Here is a 23,156-nt window from a genome sequence, read left to right on the forward strand (position 1 = left end):
GCCCGGGGCCCCCGCTCACGGCTCACGTGGCCCGGACGGCTCAGGCGGCCCGGAGTCGAACGCGGCGGCGGCGCGCTCGCGCGACACCCGGTCGAGCAGGGTCACCGAGGCCATCTCCGCCAGAACGGCGGGCAGGCGTGACGCCGCCGCTTCGGCTGCATCGGCCGTACCGGGCGCGCCTGTCGTACCGCTCGTACCGGGCGCGCCCGCCGTACCGGTCGTACCGGCCGTACCGGGCGCGACTGCCGCCACGGCGGCCGCCGCACCCGCCGTCGGCAGGGCGGCCAGCAACCTGTCGAGCCCGCGCCGGTGCCGGTCGAAGACGCGGCGCCGCGCCCACCGGCCGCGAGCCCGCTGGCCGGCCAGGGCCTGCTCCGCCCCGACGTCCAGCAGCACGAGGTGCACTTCACGTCCCTGCACGGCGCAACCACGGGCCAGCCACCGGCGCATCCACCGCCGGCTCCCGCAGTCGTGCACCAGCAGCGGCCCGCCCGCGCCGACCGCCGCCCGCAACCACCGGACGTGCTCCAGCCGCGCCCACGGCCGGTACACCGGGTAGGGCAACCAGTGCGGCATCAGGGCCTCGCACGCCAGGTGCACGGCGCGCGGATCGACCACCGGGACGTCCGCCGACCACCGGTGGAGCAGGGTGCTCTTGCCGCTGCCCGGCAGCCCGGAGACGATCACCACGGCGTCCGCCGGGTAGATCAGGAGCACCGGGGCGCCCCCGTGCGGTGCGGTCCACCCGCGCAGGTCCACCAGGCCGCGTGGCCGCAGTCCGGCGCGGGGTCGTCCCTCCCCGTCGTCCGGTACCGTCGTCCGCGCCGCCGGGCCGCCCGCCTCGTCCGTCGTACCCACCGCTGCTCCCCGCCCCGACCGAATGCCTCCCAGCCTCGCACGGGACGAACCCGCGGTTCACACCGGGAGGAGGGCGGATGGCCGGGAACCCACCAGGTGGCGGCGGTGCCGGTGGGCGCGGGCCCGGTCGACCCCGGCCCGGATCCGGCCCTCGTCGGGCATCGGCCTCCGACCGTCGGGACGGGTGCCCGATCGAGGACGGCGCGTGCACGTCGGGACGCGGGGGACGGCGGTCCACGCTGTTCCGTTCCGGTGGCCCCGGATGGGATGGGACGAGGGAGCGAGGGGAGTGGCAGCCCGGCTCAGTCGGGTGCGGTCGTCGCGCGGTCCATCACGGCGAGCAGGCGCTCCGCCGCCCACTCCGGACCGTGCGCCCGTACCTCGGCGGTCAGCCTGCTCAGCCCGGACGGTTCGGGCGGCCTGCTCAGCCCGGATGGTCCAGTCGGTTCGGTCGGTCCGGTCACCCCGAGGTCGGCCTCCGGCGGCCGCGCGAGCAGTGCGGCCACGGCGGCGCCGAGGGCCTGCGGCCGGAGGGTGTTTGGGTCCAGGCAGATTCCCGCACCGGCCAGTTCGGCGTCGTGCGCGACGGCGAACTGGTCACTGGAGAACGGCAGGAGCACGGCGGGAACCCCGGCTCGCAGGCACTCGGTGAAGGAGTTGTTCCCGCCGTGGTGCACCATCGCTCCGACATGGGGCAGCAGGGCCTGCTGCGGCACCGAAGCCGCGACCCGCACCCGGTCCGGGCCCGCTGCGCGGAGCGCCGGGGAGTCCCGCAGGGCGTCGACCCGGGCGCCCGCCGCCATGATCAGTGAGACGTCGCCCGCGTGCCGCAGAACGCCTTCGGCCACACCCCGCAGCACGTCGTCCCGTGCGGAGAGGAACGTGCCGAGCGCGACGAGCACGATCGGCCGCTCGCGGGCACCCAGTAGGCGCACCGCCTGCGCCCACTGCGGGTCCAGTCCGCCGTTCGGGCCGTCGGGCCGGGTGCAGTGCCCGGCGTAGAGCGCGGCCGGGCCGGCGGGTGGGGCCGGCAGCCACCTCAGCCTCGGGTAGTTGAAGACGACCGCGTGCGGCGAACAGAGCGCGAACGCCCTGCCCGGGACGGCCGCGCCGGGCGCGTGCTCGCCGACGAATCGGGTGAACAACCGGGTGAAGGCGAGGTCGTTGGCCTCGACGGTGGTGCGCAGTTCCGCGAGCCGGGCGGCCGACGGGCGCAGGGACTTCGGCCAGGCGTACGGCAGACCGAAGAACGCGTCGGGGGTGCTGGGCAGGTAGCTCGGATGGCCCGGGCAGAAGGTCGCGAACGGCAGGCCGAGACAGTGAAGGGCCAGCGTCACGGGGTAGCTCAGCTGGTCCACGAGGTACCAGTCGGGGCGCAGCCGGTCGTGCAGGTCGGCCAGGTCGGCCAGCACCCGCTCCGGATCGGCCAGCAGGTCGGCCCGGCGGTGCCGCGCCTGGGTGAGCAGGGCGGGCACGGCGCCCTCGCGGGTGGCGGCCAGGAACTCCGTCAGCCGGGCGGCCTCGGCGTGGTCCTGGACGGTGCGCTCGGCGATGCCGTGGTTGGCGTTGCGGGTCACGGTCAGCTCGGCGAAGCCCAGGCCCGCCTCGTGCGCCGGCCCGGCGAACGCCGGGGCGCACGCGAGATGCACCTCGGCGCCCGCCTCACGCAGGGCGGCGCCGAGCACGGTGAGCGGCTGCGCGTGCGAGCTGAACGGCGGGCTCACCACGACGACACGGGGCACGGGTCTCCTCCTCCTGGGCGCGGATCGAGCCTGCCGGGTCCGACCGGCGATGCCGGGCGGGACCGCTGCGCCGACCGGTCCGACCGGCCCGCTCCGGCTTCCTGACCTGTTCGGTGCGACCAGCGCTCCGGTTTGGTGCCGGACGACCGGGCCGGTCACCGGGCCGGGGCCCTTCGATCATGCCGCCGGATCGCGCGCCCGACCGGTGCAGTGCGCCCGACCGGTGCGGTGCGCCGGGCGGATCCGGCGCGCCCGGCCCACTTCGCGTGCCCGATCGAGTCCGCGCCGGATCGAATTCCCGCGGCGGATCGAATTCGCGCGGCGCCGACCGCATCCGTTCGTACGGGTGGCTCCGAAGGAGAAGTGGGCGCCGCGCATCCGTCGGCGCCCGCTCGACGACAGCCCGGAGGCTCGCCATGGAACCCGCCGTCGACCCGGGCGAAGCCGTCGACGACCGCCCGCCGTCGCCGCTCGCCGCCCGGTCAGGGGCGGAGGAGGACCCGCTGGTCCGGCTGCGGCAGACCTTCTGGTGCGGGCGGCCGGACCACCCGCGGCGCGATCGATCGGACCTCCCGGTGGACCCGGGCGGTGATCTGCTGACCCTGCTCGCCCGGGCCGAGTACGGCCCGGGCGGCCCCGGCCGGGCGGAGCTTCCGGCCGCCGACCGGTGGACGGCGGAGCTGCGGCGGGCCTGCCGGGAGGGGCGCCCACCGGCGCCGGCGCACCTGCTCGCGTGGCCGGCCCAGCCGGGCGCGGGCCGGGTGCCCGGGAGCGCCGAGCAGCAGACCGCCCTCGCCGAGGCCTGGGCGCTCGCCGTCGCGGGCCCGGGTCGCGGGCGCGGCACGGCGGCACTGCGAAGCCGTCTGCTGGCAGCCTCGCCCGCCGAGGCCGCGTTCCTGCTCGACCTGGCCGACGCGCACGGCCTGCGGCCACTGCGCCCGGCCGAGGCGGCGGTGTGGACGGCGGCCGGGCGGCCCGCCCGCCACGCGGCCTGGCGCTACCTGTCCGGCCTGCCCGGGGGTGAACGGCTGCTGCCCGCGCCCGGCCCGGCCGGGGTGGACCCGTACGAGCGGCTGCTGCTGGCCGCGGCCCGACGGCGGGCCGGGGCGGATGACGGCCCGGGATCCGCGTTCCGCACGGCGTTCCCGGTGCCGCGGGGAGCGGAGCGGCCCGGCCTGGTGGTCGCGCAGTCGATGCTGCTCGGCCGGCTGGACGCTCCGGGCCAGGGCCTGAGCGGCGGCCTGAGCGTGCTGCTCGGCGGCCTCGGCGACGCGCTCGCGTGCACGGACGGGGTGGCCCGGGTCCTGACCCTGGTGACGGCCGCCGGTCCCGAGCTCGCGACCGGCCTACCGCTGCTCGACCGCCGCACTCCGGACCACTGGGTGCTGCGGCTGCCCGTCGACGGGGACGAGCCGCCCGCGCCGCGGACCGTCGCAGCACACCGCGCCGCACTCGCCTGGTGGGCCGCACTGCTGCTGCGCGGGCTCGGGCGGCCGGTGGACGTGGTGCACGTCCGGTACGCCGACGACGGCTCGCTCGCCGTCGCCGAAGCGGCCGGGCGGATCGGCGCCCGGCTGGTGTTCACCGTCACGCCGGATCCGCACCGGACCGTCCGGGAGCGCTACGCCGGACTGGCGCCGCAACCGGATCCCGCGCTCGGACCGGCGCTCCGCGAGGACCTGCACCGGATCTTCGTCGCCGACCGCCTGGTCGAGCGGGCCGACACCGTGGTCGCCATCGCCGGTCGCGAGGGTGCGGCACCCGGGCTGGTCCGGCACTTCCCGCAGCTCGGGCCGGAACACCGCACCCGGCCGCCGGCCGCGCCGCCCGAGGGGATCGCGCCTCTGCGCCCCGAATCCGGTGACGGCCGCCGCCGTCGGGCCCTGCTCACCGGGCTCTTCGGCAGCGGGACGGGGCCGGGCGGCCCCGAGGTCCGGGAGGAGGGTCCGGTCCGCTGCCCGGACCGGTTGGACGGCGTCGACCGGGCGCTCCCGCTGATGCTCTGCGTGGGCCGGCTCCATCCCGTCAAGCAGCAGGACGTCCTGGTCGAGGCATGGCTGGAGGCAGGGTTGGACCGAAGCGGAACGCTGCTGCTGATCGGCGGCTCGGCGGAGAACCCGACCGCGGTGGAGCGTGAGATGCGGGCTCGGATCGAGAAACTCCTCGCCGGGCTCCCGCGGGCCCGGCGCCGAGTGGCGCTCCGGCCCGCGCTGGCCAACCGGGACGTCCGGCTGCTGGAGCACGCCCTGGCCGGGACGGCTCGGCCCGGCGGCGCCGTGTACGTGTGCCCGAGCGCCAAGGAGGAGTTCGGCATCGCGGTGCTGGAGGCGATGAGCGCGGGCCTTCCGGCGGCCGGTCCGCGGCGCGGCGGGGTGCCGCACTACCTGCGGCACGGCGAGAACGGTTTTCTGCTCGACACCACCTCGGCCGCGACTCTCGCGGCCGGTCTCCGGACCCTGTCGGCGGTGCCCCGGGAGGAGCTGGCGAGGCTCGCGGCGCGTGGCCGGGAGACCGTCCGCCGGGACTTCTCGGTCGCCGCCATGGCGACCGCCTTGGCCGCCGAGTACCGCGTTCGGGAGCCGTCCGTGCGGCCGGAGCGGGCCTGAGCGCCCGGAGCCACAGGAGCCATAGGAGCCGCAGGAGCGGCCGCAGCGGCCGGCGGACGAAGCGGTGCGCAATCGCTGCGAGTAGCCCTCCGGCGGTGACTCGGCCAGCGTGGCGGGTGGATCCCCGTGGCGGTCCCGGCACCGGCGTGCCGGCGCTCGCGCGCGGCCCCGACCCGTGAGAGGAGCACCGTCATGGCACCGGCGGCGACACCGCTGCTGTCCCTGGGGGTCAGGCCGGCCCGGGCCGCGGCGCCCTCGGCCGACGCCGAGTCGTTCCCCGACCTGCGGGCCTGCGAGCGCCTGGTCCGACAGGTCGCCCTGCGGTTGCTCGGGGACGCCGGCGAGGCCGAGGACGTCACCCAGCAGGTGCTTCTGGCCGTATGGCAGGGCCGGCACCGGTGGCGCGCCGACCGCGGCAGCACCGCGGCCTGGCTGAACGGCATCGCCCGGCACAAGGCGGCCGACGCCCTCGCGGCCAGGGCCCGGCGGCGCAGGCTGCTCGACCTGCTCGACGCGCGGGCCGTGCGGGCCGAGCGGCGCGACGAACCGGCCCTGGTCGTCGACCGGGTCCTGTTGGAGCGCGAACTGGCCGGACTCACCGCGCTCCAGGGCACGGTGATCCGACTCGTCTACTACGGCGACCTGACACACGATCAGGTGGCCGAGCGCACGGGGCTGCCGCTCGGCACCGTCAAGAGCCACCTCCGGCGCGGCCTGGAACAGCTCCGGCGGCGGATCGCCGAGCACCCCGCCGAGCGGGTGTGACGACCAGGGGTCGCCTGCTTCGTGTTGACCGGTGCACCGGACGGCTGCACGGCGCTGCGTGGCCGTGATGATGGCGTCGTGACGGGTCGTCCGGTGCGTGGGCCGCGTTCCGTCAGCCGGTGGTGTGCGGCGGGGTGTTGCCGCCCCCGGTCGGGCTGGGCGACGAGCTCGGCGCAGTGGTGGTCGCGCTCGCCGACGGGCTGGGCGACGCGACGGGGGCCGGGTCGAGCGAGACGGTCAGTCCGCAGGCAGTGCGCAGGTCCGTCGTCAGGTAGTTCTTGGCGGCGGTGGCCTGGGCCGCGGTGATCGTGGTGTCGCCGTTGTCGTAGGCGGCGAGGGTGGTCGCGTAGCTCGCGGCACTGCCGGTCGCCTTCGCCGCGACCTCCTGCAGCAGGCTGCCGAGTTCGGCCGTGGTCAGGACACTGCCGGCGGACTGGTCGAGCGGTGCGGCCAGCGAGCAGTAGGTGTCCTGCGGCGCGGTCGTTCCCACGACCGCGGCGCGGCGGGCCACCGGGTCCAGCGCGAAGTTCTGCTGGGCCAGCGGGTCGGGGGAGGTCCGGGTGAGCAGCGTGACCACGGAGGGGCCGCTCTGTCCGGCCACGTTGTCGAACACCGTGGCCGGGGCGGTGTCGGCGGACGCGTCGGCGCCGGAGTCGGCGTCGGTGGAGTTGGTGCCGGAGGCGGCGATCTGCTTGAGCGAGTCCGGGGTGACCAGGGTTCCCTCGTACTCGCCGTTTCCGACCGTGTTGTTGTCGTACGGCAGGCGCGCGCCGCCGCCGATGGGGGCCCAGTCGCCGTCGGCGAAGCGGGCGAGGGTGAGCAGGTAGGTGTGGCCGACCTCCAGCCGCGAGCCCTCGGTCGAGATCGGGGTCCGGACCGAGCCGGCGAAGGCCCAGCCGTCCACGGTGAGGGTCAGGCCGCTGGGCAGTGCGGGAGCCCCGCTGCGGTCCCAGAGGGTCTGTTGGACGGTCGCGGTGACCGTCCGGCTGACGTAGCCCTCCCCGGAGGCCTGCTCCTCGGCCGACGGTGTGTCGGCGGCCTCGGAGGTGACCGTCGCGATGACGGTGTGGTCACCGTAGGAGACCCAGTCCTGGGGGGTGTCGGAGGGGAGCCGCTCCTTGGCGTGGGCCAGGATGACCCGGGGGCCGGAGGCGGTGGAGGAGGCCGCGGGGGAGTGGTGGGAGCCCGGGCCGGCGCCGAGGGTCACGGCGACGGCCGTGCTCGCGGCGGTGACGGCGAGGGCGGCGGCGATGCGGCGGCGAGTGGTCATGTCCGTGGTCCCCATCAGTACGTCGCGTTGATTTCGGCCCTGTTGTTGGCACCGAGGTAGTAGGTGTCGATCTCGGTCATGCAGCCGACGATCGTGTTGTTCGGGCTCACCCGCGGGGAGGCGTCGTCGCCGTGGGTGAGGCCGACGGCGTGGCCGGTCTCGTGGCAGGCGTCGGACTTGTTGATGCCGTAGTCCTTGTTGAAGCGGATGTAGTGCTGGTCGCACTTGGTGCCGGTCACCGCGTCGTCGCACCAGGTCATGCCGATGTAGGCGTCCGACAGCGTGCCGGACTGGTAGATGATGTCGGTCTCCGACGAACCGGTGTAGACGCCCGAGGACTTGACGGAGACGGCCAGGTCGGTGGGGCTGTAGTACGAGCTGAGCGCCGACTTGACGGTGCTCTTCGCAGCGGCGCTGAGGGACCCCTGCATGTAGACCGTCAGGTCGGCATTGTCGGTCTGGCAGAAGTGGCCGTGGGAGAGGCTGCCGTCGTAGCAGGACGGGTGGTAGTTCCCGGTCGGGTACATGTTGTCGATGGACTGCGCCTGCGCCGCGATGGGCGCAAGCATGACAGCGGCCGCCGCGAAGGCGACCACTATCCGGTGCGAGCGAGGCAACGGACACTCCCTTGAGCGTGGATGAAGCTCCGCGGAGATTGAATGATCACCGCCAAGCAAAGCCTGGAGTACATCGAATGGGAGGTCAAGTCCCTTTTCTCGCACGACTTTTACCGATTCAGGGCAGGTTGGAAGGTATGGGCCTTTTCAGCCTCGGGCACGGTGACCCGCTCACCGGGCGCGTGCGGCGGATCCGGTGCGGAGGGACAGGCGACCACCGGGCTCCCCGGTGGAGGAGTGGAGGCGTCGGACACCTCGCCCGACCACCCGGGAGCCCGGTCCGTACTTTCTCGGTAGGGAGGCCGACGCAGGGCCGACGGCCGCCACGCCCCGGTAGTAGTGGAGGTTGGCGGCGGCGGCGCCCACGGCCGGACAGACCACGTTCAACCAGAACCCCGCGGACAACGCGCTCCACCGCACGTCCGGAAGGTCGGGTACGGCGAGCACGCCGAGAGCCACCGCGCCCGCGCAGATCGCGTACCGCATCGTGCACATCGGCCCCGTGCTGCTGCGCGAGGTCCTCGCCGACGCGGCCGGCCGCCGAATCGACGCCGTGCCGCCGTTCCCGCAGCCGGTACCCACCGATCGTGGATACCGCCACGGCCGGCACGCCGACCGAGGTCGTCCTCGGCGCCGAGCGGGTCGCCGAAGTCGTCCGCCGGTGACGGGGTCCAGCGGGACGGGCACGTCAGCCCGGCAGCACCGGCCACCGCTCCCGGGCCGCGACCAGGTGCGGCCCCTCGCGCCAGCCGCGCGGCAGCCTGAGCAGGACCGAGCGCAGCGCCCGCGCCTCCGCGGTGGCCGCCAGATCGGTCACGGACAGGCCCGGCAGCCCGTACATCCGGCGCGCCCAGGCGGGCAGCAGCGCGAAGGCGAGCCCGGCCACCCCGCACCAGGCCGGCCGCGCGGGTGTCGTCCATCGGGCCCAGGCCGGAAGCGGCGGGAGGAAGGCGAACCTGACCGCGTCCCGGGCGGCCGGGGTGACCAGCAGATCCGGGCGCACCCGGCGGAAGTAGGCCGCCAGCCCGGCCGACGTGTCAGGTACGGGGAAGTCCTCCGGGACACCGACCAGCCGGGCCACCGCGGCCTGTTCCCGGAGGTACGCGTCGGCCTCCGCATCCGACAGCCGCAGCCCGGAGCGCCGGGCCACCTCCAGGAACGAGTCGACCTCGCTGCAGTGCACCCACACCAGCAGTTCCGGGTCGTCGGCCCGGTACGCCCGGCCGGTCACCGGGTCGGTTCCGTGCACCCTGCCGTGCACCCGGCGGACCCGGTCCACCACCTGCCGGGCCTCCTCGCCCGTCCCGTACGTCACCGCGCCGATGAAGAAGGCCGTCCGGTACAGGCGCCCCCACGGGTCCTCGCGGAAGGCCGAGTGCTCGGCGACCCCGGCCATGGCCAGCGGGTGCAGGGCCTGGAGAAAGAGAGCCCGCAGGCCGGCCAGGGCCATCGCCGGGTCGCCGTGCACCCGCCAGGAGACCGACCGCGGGTCGAACAGGCCCCCGTCGGGGATCTCCGGCCGCCCGAATCCGGCGGGGTCGTCCATGACTGCCTCCCACGGTCGTGACGGCGCGAAGGCGCGCCGGGCCGGGGCCCGACCCCGGTCGCTCTCCAGCATCCCGCCGTCGGCTGCCGCACGGGGTGCGCAGCGCTCCCGCAGCGCTTGCTCGGTCGCCGTCTGCCGTCTGCCGTCTGCCGTCCGCCGTCCGTCGTCGAGCCGTCCGGTGGCTCCGGCGTTCAGCTCGCGCCGAGCACCGCGGGGAGGGTCCGCTCGACGCCGTCCGCGAGGCGCTCGAACTCGCCCTTCAGGAGGGGCGCGACCAGCCTGGCGACCCCCTTGAACCTCAGCCGGGCGTCGTACACGATCTCGGTGCGGTCGCCCCGGGCGCTCAGGGTGATGTCGTCGGTCGCCGTCACGGTGCGGTTCTCGCCGACGAAGGTCAGCCTGGCCGGCTCGTGGCGCACCAGGCGGTAGGAGAGCTCGGTGGTCCGTCCCCGGAACCGCGACACGTTGTGCCAGCGCGAGCCGACCCGGATCGGCCCCTCGTCCAGCCGGGTGCAGCTCTCGGTGCCGGGATCCCACTCCCGGGTGTTCCCGAAATCCGCGAGGTAGCCGAGCACCGCTTCCACCGGACGGTCCACCGTGAAGCTCCGCCGTACCGCGACCATGTCCGGCCGTCCTCTCGTCGTTCCACCACCACCGGGCGAGACCCGGCCCTACCAGGCCTTCGGCGCCGCCACCGCCCCGGATTGGTCCTGATCGGGCGGGTCACCCGATCAGGGTCCTCCGGACGGACCCCGCTCGACCCGGGGGTGCGTCCGCGCGCGTGGCTGCGGGCCACGACCTGCGGGAGCGGCTATCACTGAGCCATGGAGATCGCTGGACTGCGCCTGCTCGTGGTGGGCGCCACCGGAGTGATCGGCGGGGCGCTCACCGCGCTGGCCGCCGAGCGCGGCGCCCGGACGGCGGTGGCCGGTCGCGACCCCGCACGGCTGGCGGCCGTGGCGGCCGCCGTCGGCGCGGGCCCGGGACTGCGGTTCGACGCGTACGACCTGGACGGCTGCGCCGCCCTGGCGAGCCGTGCGGCGGCCGCCCTGGGCGGTCTCGACGCCGTGGTGACCGCCTTCGGCACGGTCGCCTTCGGCCGGGCCGAGGAGTGCTCCGACGCCGTGGACGAGCACCTGCTCACGGTGAACGCCCTCGCGCCCGTCGCCGTCCTGCGCGGCGCTCTCGCGGTACTGCCGCCCGGCGGCGCGCTGGCGGCCGTGACCGGAGCCGTGGTCAGCACGCCGACCGCCGGGATGGCCGGGTACGGAGCGTCCAAGGCCGCACTGGCGGCCTGGCTGGACGCCGTCCGGCTGGAGCAGCGACGGCACCGGATCACCGTGCTCGACGCGCGCCTTCCGCATCTGGACACCGGTTTCGCCGGCCGGGCGGTGGCGGGGCAGGCCCCGCGACTGCCCGCGGGGGCGGATCTCCCGGCCTACCTGGCCGCCCTGCTCGACGGCCTCCGCACGGGCGCTGCCCGGCTGGAGGCCGGCGCCCCCGGCGGCGGGCCGCTGCTCTCGCGGTGACCCGCGCGCCGCCGGTCTTCCAGCCGGCTTTCCCGCGGGTCTTCCCGCCGGCTTTCCCGCCGGTCTCCCCCCTCCTCGGCGACACGCGGGCTCCCCGGCGACACGCAGGCTTTCAGTACCCCTACAGGACAGGAGGGCCCGGTGCGGCCCCAGACAGACGTGGACGTCATCGTGGTCGGGGCCGGTCTCGCCGGCCTGGCCTGCGCACAGGATCTGACGGCGGAGGGCCTGCGGGTCCGGGTGCTGGAGGGCTCGGACGCGGTCGGTGGCCGGATGCGGACCGACCTGGTGCGGGGGTTCCGGCTCGACCGGGGGTTCCAGGTGTTCAACACCGCGTACCCCCAGGTACGGCGGCGGATCGACCTCCGGGCACTGCGGCTACGGCCGTTCACGCCGGGCTTCGTCCTGGCCGGGAAGCGCGGCCGGTTCCGCTTCGCCGACCCCACCCGCCGGCCGGACCTGGCGGCGGATCTGCTCCCCGGGCGGCTGGCTCCGGCCCGCGACATGATCGCCCTCGGCCTGCTGAGCGCACGTGACATGGTGCTGCCCGCCGCCGTACTGCGCCATGGCGCGGACGTCACGGCGGCCCGCGCGCTGGCGGCCGCCTTCTCCGCCGGGACGGTGGACTCGGTGCTGCGGCCGTTCCTGGCCGGAGTGTTCCTGGAGGACGACCTGGAGACGTCCAGCCGGATGTTCCACCTGGTCTGGCGCAGCATGCTGCGCGGGACGCTCTGCCTCCCGGCCGAGGGCATCGGGGCGGTGCCGGCCCAGTTGGCGGGGCGGCTGCCACCCGGCGCCGTGCGGTTGGAGACGCGGGTGGCGGACCTGACCGACGGGGGCGTCCGGCTGGCGGACGGAACGGAGCACGCCGCGCCGGTCGTCGTGGTCGCCACCGAGCCGGCCGAGGCGGGGCGCCTGCTGCCGGCCCTGGAGGTTCCGGCGACGCGGGCGGTGACCACGCTCTACCACGCGGCCCCGGCCAGTCCGCTGCGCGAGCCGACCCTGCTGGTGGACTCCGACCGGGTGCTGCTGAACAGCGTGGTGCTCTCGGAGGTCGTCCCGGGCTGCTCCGGTGACGGCCGGTCGCTGGTGTCGACCTCCGTCCTCGGGGCCGGGGCGGACGGCCCGGACGAGGCGGTGGTCCGGGGTCGGCTGGCCGAGTTGTACGAGACGGACACCGCCGACTGGGAGCACCTGGCCGACTACCGGATCCCTGCCGCGCTTCCCGCGATGCCGGCGCCGCACCCGCTCAGCCGGAGCACCAGGGCAGGCGTCGGCCGCTACGTCTGCGGCGACCACCGCGCCACCGGATCGGTCCAGGGGGCGCTGGCCTCGGGCGCCCGGGCAGCCCGTGAGGTGCTGACCGACTGGGACGCCAGGGTCCGGGCGGAAGCAGCCGCGCGGTAGCCGGGCCGGGCCGCCACGGTGGTCGTGGCGGCCCGGTCGGTCGGTCGTGGGTGGCGGTCGTGTCGGTCGGGTCGGTCGGGTGCGGGTGTGGATGCGGTCGGCTGCGGTCGAGTGCGGTCCCCTGCGGGCCGCCGGGTCAGAGGGAGGTCCGGCCGAGCCCCGTCCCGGCGGGCCGGGGCGTGATCGCCACCGGACGCCGCGCCTCGCTGGCGCCGGGCTGCGGGTGGCGGCGCTGCCAGTAGGGGTTGTCGTGCGGGAGCTTGCTGCTGACCCGGCCGTACATCCCGAAGGTCGCGATCACCAGGCCGGTCACGAAGCTGAAGACGACGTTCGACATGCCGAAGGCGAGGAAGTTGGCGCCGGAGTCCAGCAGCGCGAGGTTGACGAAGCCGCTGAGGACGAACAGGGTGCCGACCACGATGTTCACGGTCGAGGCCACGTTCCCGCCGATCACCGCGCCGGCGATCAGGACGACCGCGAAGACGATGGAGATCAGGCTCAGCAGTCCGTTGCTGGACAGCCCGGCGATCCGCTCGCCGTGGGTGCTGAAGTACGCGAGACCGTCGGTGAGGCCGAGACAGCCGAAGACCAGCAGGGCTGCGCCGCAGAGGCCCGCACCGACGCGGTAGACCCGGGCGAGCCGGTGGTCGACCGGGAGTTCGTCGCGAAAGTCCATGGCCGTGCTCCGTTCCGAAGGTCCGGCGGGCGTGTTCCCGCGCTCCGCCATCGTGTCCCGTGCCGTGCCGCGCCCCCACTCGCATCGCTCTCGCACCGTTCACCCGACTCGACCCGAGTCGACCCGAACGCGACCCGACCCGAACGCGACCCGACCCGAACGCGACCCGACCGACCCGCCGTCCACCGACAGGCTCTGCCGGTGGCGGTCCGGCCGACAGGTCTGCCTCCGGGTGCTCGCAGCCGTTCGGCTCGCCGCCGTCGGCTCGCCGCCGTCGGCTCGGTGCCGCCCGGACCGGTCAGGAATCGAGAAGCGCGGACCGGGGGCCGCCGCTAGCGTGAACGCCATGGACGAAGGCCGAAGCGGTCGGCGCCGAGATCGCCCTCCGGGCCTGTCGCGCCGTCGCCTTCCAGGCCCGCGTTCCGTCGTCGAACCGTCTTCGAACCGACGTCGAAGCGTCTCCGAACCGGACGATCACGCCCGGACGATCACGTCCGGACCACCACTTGAGGAGTGACCATGACCGACTCTGCCACCCAGGGAATCAAGACCGTCCTGCATCCCGTCTCCGACCTGGCGAAGGCCAAGGGGGTGTACGCCGCCCTGCTCGGCGTGGCGCCGCAGACCGACGAGTCCTACTACGTCGGTTTCGAGGCCGCCGGGCAGCAGATCGGGCTGGTACCGGCCGGCGGACCGCAGAGCCCGGCCGGGCCGGTGGCCTACTGGCACGTGCCGGACATCGAGGCGAAGCTGGCGGAGGTCGTCGCCGCGGGCGCCACCGTCCAGGAGCCCGCGCACGACGTGGGCGGCGGCCGCCTGGTGGCGACCGTGACGGACCTCGACGGCAACGTCCTCGGGCTGCTCCAGGACCAGTGAGCACCGCCCCGCCCGCGCGGCGGCCGGTCCGGCCCCGTGCCGCCGGCCGCCGGCCCTCGCTCGGCTGGGCCGGTGCAGAGGATCGGGAGGATCAGCGGGTCGAAGATGGTTGGATCGGGCCAGGCGATGCCGACGGAGACCGCGCACGCGGCTCCGTCCGACAGATGGAGACACGATGAGCAAGGCCCCGAGGACGGACACGCGGTCGCCTGCGCCGCACGTGGGTGACGGCCACGATCTGATCCGTGTGCACGGCGCCCGGGTGAACAACCTCAAGGACGTCAGCGTCGCGATTCCCAAGCGCCGCCTGACCGTGTTCACCGGTGTCTCCGGCTCGGGCAAGAGTTCGCTGGTGTTCAACACGATCGCCGCGGAGTCGCAGCGGCTGATCAACGAGACCTACAGCGCCTTCGTCCAGGGCTTCATGCCGGCGATGGCCCGGCCCGAGGTGGACGTCCTCGAAGGACTGACCACCGTGATCACCGTCGACCAGCAGCGGATGGGCGCCGACCCCCGTTCGACGGTCGGCACCGCCACCGACGCCAACGCGATGCTGCGCATCCTCTTCAGCCGGCTCGGCAAGCCGCACATCGGTCCGCCGGGCGCGTACGCCTTCAACGTCCCCTCGGTCCGGGCGAGCGGTGCGATCACCGTCGAGCGCGGCGCCAAGAAGGCGGTCAAGGCGACCTTCAGCCGCACCGGCGGCATGTGCACGCGCTGCGAGGGCCGGGGCGCCGTCTCCGACATCGACCTCACCCAGCTCTACGACGACTCCAAGTCGCTCGCCGAGGGTGCCTTCACCATCCCCGGCTGGAAGTCGGACAGCTTCTGGACGGTGCGGGTCTACGCGGAGTCGGGCCTCCTCGACCCGGACAAGCCGATCCGCGACTACAGCAAGAAGGAGATGCAGGACTTCCTGTACCGGGAGCCGACCAAGGTGAAGGTCGAGGGCGTCAACCTCACCTACGAGGGGCTGATCCCGAAGATCCAGAAGTCCTTCCTGTCCAAGGACAAGGAGGCGCTGCAGCCGCACATCCGGGCGTTCGTGGAGCGGGCGGTCACCTTCACCACCTGCCCGGAGTGCGAGGGCACCCGGCTCAGCGAGGGGGCCAGGGCGTCCAAGATCGGGCGGATCTCCATCGCGGACGCCTGCGCGATGGAGATCAGGGACCTCGCGGCCTGGGTCCGGGGCCTGGAGGAGCCGTCGGTGGCGCCGTTGCTCGCCTCGCTCCGGCAGAGCCTCGACTCCTTCGTGGAGATCGGCCTCGGCTACCTATCGCTGGACCGCGCCTCCGGCACCCTGTCGGGCGGCGAGGCGCAGCGGGTCAAGATGATCCGCCAGCTGGGATCGGCGCTCACCGACATCACCTACGTCTTCGACGAGCCCACCACGGGCCTGCACCCCCACGACATCCAGCGGATGAACGACCTGCTGCTGCAGCTGCGGGACAAGGGCAACACCGTGCTCGTCGTGGAGCACAAGCCGGAGACGATCGCGATCGCCGACCACGTCGTCGACCTCGGCCCCGGCGCCGGCACGGCCGGCGGCACCGTCTGCTTCGAGGGAACCGTCGAGGGACTGCGGGCCGGTGACACCGTCACCGGCCGGCACTTCGACGACCGGGCCAAGCTGAAGGAGACGGTACGCAGGCCCACCGGAACGCTGGAGATCCGCGGCGCGTCGACGCACAACCTGCGCGGCGTCGACGTCGACGTCCCGCTCGGGGTGCTCGTCGTGGTCACCGGCGTCGCCGGTTCCGGAAAGAGCTCGCTCGTACAGGGGTCGCTGGTCAGGGGCCCGGGGGTGGACGGCGCGGGGGTGGTGTCGGTCGACCAGAGCGCGATCCGCGGCTCGCGGCGCAGCAACCCGGCGACGTACACCGGACTGCTCGACCCGATCCGCAAGGCGTTCGCCAAGGCCAACGACGTGAAGCCGGCGCTGTTCAGCGCCAACTCCGAGGGCGCCTGCCCGACCTGCAACGGCGCCGGGGTCGTCTACACGGACCTGGCGATGATGGCCGGCGTCGCGACCGTCTGCGAGGAGTGCGAGGGCAAGCGCTTCGAGGCGTCGGTGCTGGAGTACCGCCTCGGCGGGCGCGACATCAGCGAGGTGCTCGCGATGTCGGTGGCCGAGGCCGAGGAGTTCTTCGGCACCGGAGAGGCGCACACGCCGGCGGCGCACCGCATCCTCCAACGGCTCGCCGACGTCGGGCTCGGCTACCTCACCATCGGCCAGCCGCTCACCACGCTGTCCGGCGGCGAGCGGCAGCGGCTCAAGCTGGCCACCCACCTGGCCGACAAGGGCGGTGTCTACGTCCTCGACGAGCCGACCACGGGCCTGCATCTCGCCGATGTCGAGCAGCTGCTCGGCCTGCTCGACCGGATCGTCGACTCCGGCAAGTCGGTCGTCGTCGTCGAGCACCACCAGGCGGTCATGGCGCACGCGGACTGGATCATCGACCTGGGCCCGGGCGCCGGCCACGACGGCGGCCGGATCGTCTTCGAGGGCACGCCCGGGGAGCTGGTCGGCCGCCGCTCCACGCTGACCGGCGAACACCTGGCGGCGTACGTCGGCGGCTGACCGGGCCCGAGCCCGGCGGACAGCAGGGGACGGCTTCGCGGGCCGCCGCGAGCCGCCCCCGGTGTCCGCCGCCGGCGGTCCCGTCCGTCTCGACCCGAGCCGTCCCGCCCGTCCGTGTCGACCCGTCCCGCTCGGCGGTGGCGGGGACGCGGCCGACGTGGGACGGGTGACGACAGGAGGAGCCGTGTTCCGCATCGTCGGCGCGCAGCGCGCGTCCCGGGAGCTGTGGGAAGCTGATCCGGTGAGACGGCAGAATCTTGACGACCTCGTCCGGCTGCGGCGGGCCCGCGACCGGATGGACCGCGAGTACGCGGAGCCACTCGACGTCCCGGCGCTGGCGCGGGACGCGCTGATGTCTCCGGGCCACTTCTCCCGCAGCTTCCGGGCCGCGTACGGCGACACCCCGTACAGCTATCTGATGACCCGCCGGATCGAGCGGGCCAAGGCGCTGCTGCGGCGGGGCGACCTCTCGGTGACCGAGGTCTGCTTCGCGGTCGGGTGCACCTCGCTCGGCTCGTTCAGTACGCGCTTCACCGAACTGGTCGGCGAGAGCCCCAGCTCCTACCGGGCCCGCGGCCACGAGGACGGCGCCGCCATCCCGGCCTGCATGGCCAAGATCCACACACGGCCCGTCAGGAAAGGGTGAGCGCGCGCTGCCGCTCGGCCGTAGCGTGGCTGCATGGACATCAGGCTCTCCCAGTGCTTCATCGCCGTCGACGACCACGACACGGCGATCGCCTTCTACCGAGACGTGCTCGGCCTGGAGGTACGCGACGACGTCGGATTCGAGGGGATGCGCTGGGTGACCGTCGGGTCGCCCTCGCAGCCGGACGTGAACATCGTCCTGGAGCCACCGGTCGCCGACCCGAACGCCTCGCCCGCCGACAAGCAGGCCATGGCGGAGCTGATGGCCAAGGGGCTGCTGCGGGGTGTCATCTTCGCCACGGACGACTGCGACGCCGCCTTCGAGCGGATCAGTGCCGCCGGCGCCGAGGTGTTGCAGGAGCCGATGGACCAGCCCTACGGCGTGCGCGACTGCGGGTTCCGCGACCCCTTCGGCAACCTGCTGCGCCTCACCCAGCCGCTCGCCGGGTGAGCGGCCGCCCGTCCGCCCGCAAGTGAGCCGCCGAGGCGCCCAGCCGAGCCGGGCGTCCCGGCACCGACCAGGACGGTCAGGCCGGTCAGGTGCCGACCAGGACGGCCAGGGCGTCCAGTGCCGACCGGACCGAGCAGGTGCCGACCAGGACGGTCAGGTGCCGAGCAGGCCGGTCAGGTGTTCCAGGGCGTCGGCGAGCCCGCGGGGGCGCAGGGTTCCGGCCGTCGTGGCGCCGCCGGCCCAGCCCGGCCCGGCCAGCAGCACCGCGGGGCGAGCGCGCGCCCCGTGCACGCCCCAGGCGGTGGCGGCCGCCTGCAGCGCGAGCCGGCGGTCCGCGGTGGCCGGGGCCTGGGACCAGAGCAGCACCGCCGAGGGTCCGGTCCGCCGGACGGCCGCGAGCAGGGCCTCGGCCGGCACCGCCGCACCGAACATCCGGAACGGCAGACCGCGTTCGGCGAGGCCGGCCGCCACCGCGTCCAGCGGCAGCGAGTGCAGCTCGGCCGGCATACCGGCCAGCAGGACGGGCGGGACCGGTCCGACCGGCGGGCAGTGGGCCGTGCGACGCAGGGTGGTCGAGACATGCCAGGAGAGCAGGTGCTCGACCTCCACGTACCGCTCGCCCTCACTGGCCCACTTGCGCCCGGCGGCCCGCAGCGCGGGCATCATCACCTCGTCCCAGGCCGTGATCAGCCCGAGCTCCCGGACCGCGTCCTGGAGGATCCGTTCGACGGCCCCGGCGTCCAGCCGGACGGCCGCCCGGGCCAGGCCACGGCACTCCGGGCGTACGGTGCCCAACGGGAGCGCCGCGCTGCCGCCCGATTCCCGTCCGCCCGGTTCCCGTCCGGTCGAGTCCTGTTCGCCGGGGGCGTGCCCGCTCGCCGGCCGCCCGGCTGATTCCTGCCCGGCCGGCCGCTCGCCCCCGGTGCCCTCGGCGAGTGCCGCGTCCGGCCCACCTTCACCCGGTGCCCGTGCCGCGCCGGCCGTCTCCGCCGCAGCCGTACCCGCCCTCGTGGACGTCGCGGACTCCGCCGTGGGCGTGGACCCGCGATCGGCCGCACCCAGCAGGGCCAGTCGGGCCGCCTCGGCGGGCGGCACGCCGCGCGCGGTGAGGCGGCACATCTCCGTCACCACCCGGACGTCCTGCGGGCGCCAGCGCCGGTGCCGACCGCTCTCGTGACCCACCGGTCCGATCCCGTAGCGGCGCTCCCAGGACCGGACGGTCGTGGGGGACACCCCGAGCAGCCGGGCGACGCCGCCGGTCGAGAGGCTCGCCTCCGCCAGCGCGGCCCGTGGGTCGGGGGGTCCGGTCACGGCACGACCCTACGACGTGGACCGGGCACCGCGCCCCCCGGCTCGCCCGGCCGCCACGGTGGCTCGCCCGGCGGCCCCTGCCGGTGCGGCCCCGGCCCGTCCGGGCACGCCCCGGCCCGTCCAGGCACGCCCCGGCCCGTCCGGCGCGGCCCCCTCGGCCCCTCGGCGCTGCTCGCCCGCGCCCGGTGCACGCCCCCTCTGCCGATCATCCGGGTTGGTGATCGGCAGAGGTACGTGTACCGGTGTCGAGCTGGGAAGAAGGGAGGCATGCCCCGTTCACGTGTTGCAGCGACCGAAGCGATGAAGCGTCGGCTCAGGGAGCCCACCGTCGTACTGACGGTGCGTGCGACGGTGGCGGCGACGCTCGCCTACGCCGTCGCCGTGCACCTGAGCAGCGAACCGGCTCCTCTCACCGCGCCGCTGACGGCCCTGCTGGTCGTCCAGGTCACCCTCTACTCGACCCTCACGACCAGCGTCCGCCGGGTCAACTCGGTGGTGGTCGGCGTGTTGATCGCGGTCGGCTTCAGCTCGGTGATGGGCCTGTCCTGGTGGAGTCTGGGCCTGATCATCCTGGCGTCCCTGACGATCGGCCACTTCGTGCGGGTCGACGAGTTCGTCAACGAGGTCGCGATCAGCGCCATGCTGGTCCTCGGGGTGACCAGGCTCGCCTCCCAGGCCTGGGACCGGGTGCTGGAAACCCTGATCGGGGCCGGGGTGGGCCTGCTGTTCAACCTGGTGTTCGCCCCGCCGGTCTGGGTGGACAGCGCGGGGGAGTCCATCGAGGACCTGGCCCGCCGGGCGCGCCGCCTGCTGCTGCACATCGCCGAGGAGCTGAGCGGCCCCGTCCCGGTCGAGCGCGCAGCCGCCCGCCTGCACGAGGCCCGCCGGCTGGACCAGGCCATCGCCGACGTGGACGCCGCCCTCCGCCAGGCCGAGGACAGCCTGCGTCTCAACCCGAGGATCAGCGAGGGCCTGCTCTCCCGGCTGGTGCTGCGGACCGGGCTGGACACCCTGGAGATCTGCGTGGTGGTCGTCCGGGTGCTCGCCCGTTCGCTCACCGATCTGGCCAAGCACCGTGACGACGGGCAGCCGCTCTTTCCACAGGACGTCTCGGTGGCCCTGGAGGAACTGCTCGCTCACATCGGCGGCGCCCTGGTGAGCTTCGCGGTGCTGGTGACGACGCAGGTCAGCAGCAACGCCGAGGAGGCGGAGGAGCGACTCGCGGCGGAACTCGCAGCGGCGCTGGCCAGCCGCGAGAACGTGGCCCAGATGCTGCTGCGCGGCGTCCAGGAGCACCCGGAGGCGTGGCAGCTCTACGGCTCCCTGCTGGCCGAGATCGACCGGATCCTGGACGAACTCGACCTGGAGCACCGCTCCCGGCGTCTGATGGAGGAGCTGGACCGTGCCTCGGTGGCGAACCGGGAACGGTTCACCAGGTTCAGCGGGCTGCGCCGGCTGGCCCGTGGCGAGCGCTTCCGGCGGGCCGCCTGAGCCGGGCCCGAGGGCCCGGCCCGCCAGGGCGGGGACCGGTGGCAGCGGAACGGCGGGCAGGTCTGGTGGCGGGCAGGCGTCGCGGGCAGTCGCACGCCGCCCCGGGTCAGCCCGCCGCCGGTCCCTCCGGCAGGCCCTGCAGTGCCGTCCCGAGGATGTCGCGGGTCAGTTCGAGGAGCTCGTCCGTGCCCACCGCCGCGAGCTCCTCGAAGGCGCCGCCGCTGCGTGCCAACACCACGCCCACGAACGCCGCCACCGCCAGTTCGGCCCGTAGCTGGGGGCGGTCCGCCCCGGCGGCGGCGAAGCGCTCGTACAGCGGCCCGACCAGCCGTCCGTGCAGCTGGGCCCTGGCGGCGTCCTGCACGGCCGGATCCTCGTTCGGCAGTACGGCGGCCCGGAAGACCGGACCGGGGCCGCGTCGGGCCAGCAACTTCAGCAGGCCGCGCAGACGCTCCGGGTCGAGCAGGTCCGCCGGGACACCGTCGCCCTGCTCGGCCGTCATCACCGCCAGGTAGAGCTGGGTCTTGCCGCCGAAGTAGCGGGCGATCAGCGCGGGGTCCACGCCGGCCCGCTCGCCGATCTCGCGGGTGGTGGTCCGGTCGAAGCCGCGCTCGGCGAACAGCTCGCCGGCGGCCTCCAGCAGCAGCTCCCGGCTGCGGGCCGCGTCCCGGCGTCGCGGCGGCGGCGCCGGGTCACCGGCTGCGGCCGACGAGCCGCCGGCCGGCGGACGAGCGCTCACCGGCCGGTCCGGTCGGCCCGGGGAGCTCCGGCGCCGGGCACGCTGCGCACGGGAACGTGCTCCTCGCCGGTCGCGGCGTCCGCGATGCTCTCGTCCACCAACAGCTCCTCGTCCACGTCCAGGGTGCTCCGCACGGCGGTGCGCCGCCTCGGCAGGACGATCGTAACCACCAGCGTGACCACCCACACCGCACAACCCAGCAGCGCGGCGGCGGTGTACCCGCTGTCGGAGGGCAGTCGCTGCCCGGCCGGGGTGTGGGCCTGCAGCACCGCGGCGCTGAGCGCGCTGCCGGTCGAGTAGCCGACGTAGCGCAGCACCTGGTTGAAGCTGATCGCGCTGCCGGTCTCGCTCTCCGGCACGGCACCGACGATCAGGCCGGGCATCACCGCGAAGGTGCAGCCGACACCGAGGCCGGCGACCGCCATCGCGAGGAACAGCTCCCAGAGGCTGCCCCGGGCGAACAGGAAGATCAGCATGGACACCATCGAGATGGCGCAGCCCACCGGCAGCACCGCCGCGGAGGAGGTCCGCCGGGCCAGTACCGGCACCACCCGGCTGGCCGCCACGCTGGCCACCGAGAACGGCAGCAGCACCAGGCCGGTGACCACGACGGAGGCGCCGAAGCCGTACCCGGTGCTGCTCGGCGTCTGCACGAAGCGGGTGACCATCGCCATCAGCAGGTACATCCCGACGCCGGCGATCAGCCCGGTCACGTTGGTGCTCAGCACCACCCGGTTGCGGACCAGTCGCAGGTCGACCAGCGGGTGGGCGGTGCGCAGCTGGTGGACGAACCACCAGACGAGCAGGACGACCGAGCCGACCGCCAGCCCGATCAACCTGGGCGAGCCCCAGCCCCAGGTGTCGCCCTCGCTGAGCACGAGCAGCAGGCCGGCGAGCACGACGCCCAGCAGGACGGCGCCGAGCACGTCCAGCGGCTGCGCCTTGCGGTGGCTGGTCGAGGGCAGGGCCAGGACGGCGGCCAGCAGGGCCAGGGCGCTGATCAGGGCGCCGAACCAGAACGCGGCGTGCACGCCCAGGGACTGGGTGATCAGACCGGTCAGCGGGTAGCCGAGACCGACCCCGGCCACCGTGGTGATCGACAGCATCGCGACGGTCGGACGCGAGCGCTCGGTCGGCAGGCTGTCGCGGGCGGTGGCGATGGTCAGCGGGGTCAGGCCCAGCCCGACTCCCTGGAGCGCCCGGCCCACCACCAGCAGCGGGAAGCCCAACGGCAGGGCCGCGAGCACACTGCCGAGCAGGACGACCGCGGTGGCACCGATGATCACCTGGCGCCGCCGGGGCCCGTCGCCGAGCCTGCCCATGGTGGGGGTCGCGACCGCGCCGACCAGCATGGTGATGGTCAGCGACCATTGCGCGTCCGAGAGCGAGACGTGGTTCACGGCGGCGATGGTCGGCACCAGGGGGGCGCCGAGGCTGCTGATGACGGCCACCACCATGCCGAGGTAGACGAGCACCGGAACGAGGATCCGCTCCTGTCGTGCCGCCCGTGCCGGCGACGGCGCTTCCGGCCCCGCCGCCCGCGTTGTCGAGATCCCCACGGGGGTACCCACCTTTGTCATCACATGATGTCTTCGTTCGATGTCTTCATATGATGACATGGCTCGGGTGGCCGCAGAAGAGGGCCTCATCGGAACCGGATGCCGGAGTCGGAGCCGGAGTGGAGCCGGATGCCGGGGCCGGATGCCGCGCGGAGGGCTTCTCGTCGGCGGACGAGGGATCCCTTGCCGACGGGATGGGCGGGCGCCGGCCGGCCACGGAGGGTCACGCCGTGACGGGCGTGGCGACCTCCGACCGGCCCTGGGGGCCCGTTCGGCCGCTCCGGGGAGTGACGCGCCGGTCGGGAATGTGGCGTGGGTCACAGTCGGAAATTGCCACTGACGGATCGTCAGAACGACTGACGGATCGTCACATCACCTGCGCAGTGGCCTCGATGTGTACTGATGGATCGTCAGATCCGATCGTCTGCCGATCAGTTGAGTCCGGCGTCGATCCACCGAACTGATCACGACCGGGGCTACTATCGGT

Annotated in this window: 19 protein-coding genes; 9 read left to right on the forward strand and 10 right to left on the reverse strand. The window is 74.5% G+C overall.

All coding sequences use genetic code 11. The features are described from left to right. Positions 1-15 precede the first annotated feature (15 nt). Positions 16-858 carry an AAA family ATPase gene (locus OG823_RS32410; RefSeq protein ID WP_371483817.1) on the reverse strand — a complete coding sequence of 281 codons (843 nt, stop codon included), beginning with the start codon at positions 856-858 and terminating at the stop codon, positions 16-18. A gap of 302 nt (positions 859-1,160) precedes the next feature. Then, entirely contained in the window at positions 1,161-2,600 is a 1,440-nt protein-coding gene (locus OG823_RS32415; protein WP_371483819.1) for a glycosyltransferase, read from the reverse strand. A 416-nt stretch (positions 2,601-3,016) separates the two neighbouring features. Here OG823_RS32415 and OG823_RS32420 point away from each other — a divergent pair, with 416 nt between their 5' ends. Then, the gene (locus OG823_RS32420; protein ID WP_371483821.1) at positions 3,017-5,206 is read left to right on the forward strand and encodes a glycosyltransferase; all 2,190 of its coding nucleotides are present in this window, start codon (positions 3,017-3,019) and stop codon (positions 5,204-5,206) included. A 192-nt stretch (positions 5,207-5,398) separates the two neighbouring features. Further along, positions 5,399-5,971 carry an RNA polymerase sigma factor gene (locus OG823_RS32425; protein WP_371483822.1) on the forward strand — a complete coding sequence of 191 codons (573 nt, stop codon included), beginning with the start codon at positions 5,399-5,401 and terminating at the stop codon, positions 5,969-5,971. A 112-nt stretch (positions 5,972-6,083) separates the two neighbouring features. Here OG823_RS32425 and OG823_RS32430 read toward each other — a convergent pair whose 3' ends face one another. The 4 genes from OG823_RS32430 to OG823_RS32445 all read right to left on the reverse strand — a co-directional run bounded on the left by OG823_RS32430 (position 6,084) and on the right by OG823_RS32445 (position 10,027). Next, positions 6,084-7,241 (reverse strand): hypothetical protein, encoded by a 1,158-nt coding sequence (locus OG823_RS32430; RefSeq protein ID WP_371483824.1) that lies wholly within the window; start codon positions 7,239-7,241, stop codon positions 6,084-6,086. Positions 7,242-7,255: 14 nt separating this feature from the next. After that, positions 7,256-7,858 carry a hypothetical protein gene (locus OG823_RS32435; RefSeq protein ID WP_371483825.1) on the reverse strand — a complete coding sequence of 201 codons (603 nt, stop codon included), beginning with the start codon at positions 7,856-7,858 and terminating at the stop codon, positions 7,256-7,258. Positions 7,859-8,546: 688 nt separating this feature from the next. Continuing rightward, positions 8,547-9,404 carry an oxygenase MpaB family protein gene (locus OG823_RS32440; protein WP_371483826.1) on the reverse strand — a complete coding sequence of 286 codons (858 nt, stop codon included), beginning with the start codon at positions 9,402-9,404 and terminating at the stop codon, positions 8,547-8,549. Between the two features lie 191 nt (positions 9,405-9,595). Continuing rightward, positions 9,596-10,027 (reverse strand): SRPBCC family protein, encoded by a 432-nt coding sequence (locus OG823_RS32445; RefSeq protein WP_371483828.1) that lies wholly within the window; start codon positions 10,025-10,027, stop codon positions 9,596-9,598. 201 nt (positions 10,028-10,228) lie between these two features. Here OG823_RS32445 and OG823_RS32450 point away from each other — a divergent pair, with 201 nt between their 5' ends. Both OG823_RS32450 and OG823_RS32455 read left to right on the forward strand, forming a co-directional pair. Beyond that, complete coding sequence (locus tag OG823_RS32450; protein WP_371483829.1) at positions 10,229-10,933, forward strand: SDR family NAD(P)-dependent oxidoreductase; 705 nt, start codon at positions 10,229-10,231, stop codon at positions 10,931-10,933. Positions 10,934-11,074: 141 nt separating this feature from the next. Next, entirely contained in the window at positions 11,075-12,340 is a 1,266-nt protein-coding gene (locus OG823_RS32455; RefSeq protein ID WP_371483831.1) for an NAD(P)/FAD-dependent oxidoreductase, read from the forward strand. A 136-nt stretch (positions 12,341-12,476) separates the two neighbouring features. On the opposite strand, the gene OG823_RS32460 is transcribed toward OG823_RS32455, so the two are convergent. Beyond that, positions 12,477-13,016, reverse strand: a complete 540-nt coding sequence (locus OG823_RS32460; RefSeq protein WP_371483833.1) for a DUF4383 domain-containing protein — start codon at positions 13,014-13,016, stop codon at positions 12,477-12,479. 519 nt (positions 13,017-13,535) lie between these two features. Here OG823_RS32460 and OG823_RS32465 point away from each other — a divergent pair. From OG823_RS32465 to OG823_RS32480, 4 genes are all read left to right on the forward strand, one after another. After that, the gene (locus OG823_RS32465; protein WP_371483834.1) at positions 13,536-13,892 is read left to right on the forward strand and encodes a VOC family protein; all 357 of its coding nucleotides are present in this window, start codon (positions 13,536-13,538) and stop codon (positions 13,890-13,892) included. A gap of 175 nt (positions 13,893-14,067) precedes the next feature. Beyond that, positions 14,068-16,473, forward strand: a complete 2,406-nt coding sequence (locus OG823_RS32470) for an ATP-binding cassette domain-containing protein (protein ID WP_371483835.1) — start codon at positions 14,068-14,070, stop codon at positions 16,471-16,473. A gap of 295 nt (positions 16,474-16,768) precedes the next feature. Further along, positions 16,769-17,119, forward strand: a complete 351-nt coding sequence (locus tag OG823_RS32475; RefSeq protein ID WP_371484736.1) for a helix-turn-helix transcriptional regulator — start codon at positions 16,769-16,771, stop codon at positions 17,117-17,119. Positions 17,120-17,152: 33 nt separating this feature from the next. Beyond that, on the forward strand, positions 17,153-17,569 hold the full coding sequence (locus OG823_RS32480; RefSeq protein WP_371483836.1) for a VOC family protein: 417 nt from the start codon (positions 17,153-17,155) through the stop codon (positions 17,567-17,569). Between the two features lie 153 nt (positions 17,570-17,722). Here OG823_RS32480 and OG823_RS32485 read toward each other — a convergent pair whose 3' ends face one another. Beyond that, entirely contained in the window at positions 17,723-18,880 is a 1,158-nt protein-coding gene (locus OG823_RS32485; RefSeq protein WP_371483838.1) for a MerR family transcriptional regulator, read from the reverse strand. A 267-nt stretch (positions 18,881-19,147) separates the two neighbouring features. Between OG823_RS32485 and OG823_RS32490 the strand changes: the two genes are divergently transcribed. Next, positions 19,148-20,371, forward strand: a complete 1,224-nt coding sequence (locus OG823_RS32490) for an aromatic acid exporter family protein (protein ID WP_371483839.1) — start codon at positions 19,148-19,150, stop codon at positions 20,369-20,371. Between the two features lie 106 nt (positions 20,372-20,477). Here OG823_RS32490 and OG823_RS32495 read toward each other — a convergent pair whose 3' ends face one another. Both OG823_RS32495 and OG823_RS32500 read right to left on the reverse strand, forming a co-directional pair. After that, complete coding sequence (locus OG823_RS32495) at positions 20,478-21,110, reverse strand: TetR family transcriptional regulator (protein WP_371483841.1); 633 nt, start codon at positions 21,108-21,110, stop codon at positions 20,478-20,480. Beyond that, positions 21,107-22,585 carry an MFS transporter gene (locus tag OG823_RS32500; protein WP_371483842.1) on the reverse strand — a complete coding sequence of 493 codons (1,479 nt, stop codon included), beginning with the start codon at positions 22,583-22,585 and terminating at the stop codon, positions 21,107-21,109. Before OG823_RS32500 ends, OG823_RS32495 begins: the two co-directional genes overlap by 4 nt. Between the last annotated feature and the right edge of the window lie 571 nt (positions 22,586-23,156).

It is taken from the genome of Kitasatospora sp. NBC_00315 (genome assembly GCF_041435095.1).
GTDB lineage: Bacteria > Actinomycetota > Actinomycetes > Streptomycetales > Streptomycetaceae > Kitasatospora.

What these genes read in the sequence shown, in the direction of transcription:
- OG823_RS32440 (WP_371483826.1), bottom strand. Translation starts at nt 9,404, where the DNA reads ATGGACGACCCCGCCGGATTCGGGCGGCCGGAGATCCCCGACGGGGGC.
- OG823_RS32430 (WP_371483824.1), bottom strand. Translation starts at nt 7,241, where the DNA reads ATGACCACTCGCCGCCGCATCGCCGCCGCCCTCGCCGTCACCGCCGCG.
- OG823_RS32480 (WP_371483836.1), top strand. Translation starts at nt 17,153, where the DNA reads ATGGACATCAGGCTCTCCCAGTGCTTCATCGCCGTCGACGACCACGAC.
- OG823_RS32445 (WP_371483828.1), bottom strand. Translation starts at nt 10,027, where the DNA reads ATGGTCGCGGTACGGCGGAGCTTCACGGTGGACCGTCCGGTGGAAGCG.
- OG823_RS32490 (WP_371483839.1), top strand. Translation starts at nt 19,148, where the DNA reads ATGCCCCGTTCACGTGTTGCAGCGACCGAAGCGATGAAGCGTCGGCTC.
- OG823_RS32425 (WP_371483822.1), top strand. Translation starts at nt 5,399, where the DNA reads ATGGCACCGGCGGCGACACCGCTGCTGTCCCTGGGGGTCAGGCCGGCC.
- OG823_RS32460 (WP_371483833.1), bottom strand. Translation starts at nt 13,016, where the DNA reads ATGGACTTTCGCGACGAACTCCCGGTCGACCACCGGCTCGCCCGGGTC.
- OG823_RS32450 (WP_371483829.1), top strand. Translation starts at nt 10,229, where the DNA reads ATGGAGATCGCTGGACTGCGCCTGCTCGTGGTGGGCGCCACCGGAGTG.
- OG823_RS32470 (WP_371483835.1), top strand. Translation starts at nt 14,068, where the DNA reads ATGAGCAAGGCCCCGAGGACGGACACGCGGTCGCCTGCGCCGCACGTG.
- OG823_RS32420 (WP_371483821.1), top strand. Translation starts at nt 3,017, where the DNA reads ATGGAACCCGCCGTCGACCCGGGCGAAGCCGTCGACGACCGCCCGCCG.
- OG823_RS32475 (WP_371484736.1), top strand. Translation starts at nt 16,769, where the DNA reads ATGGACCGCGAGTACGCGGAGCCACTCGACGTCCCGGCGCTGGCGCGG.
- OG823_RS32465 (WP_371483834.1), top strand. Translation starts at nt 13,536, where the DNA reads ATGACCGACTCTGCCACCCAGGGAATCAAGACCGTCCTGCATCCCGTC.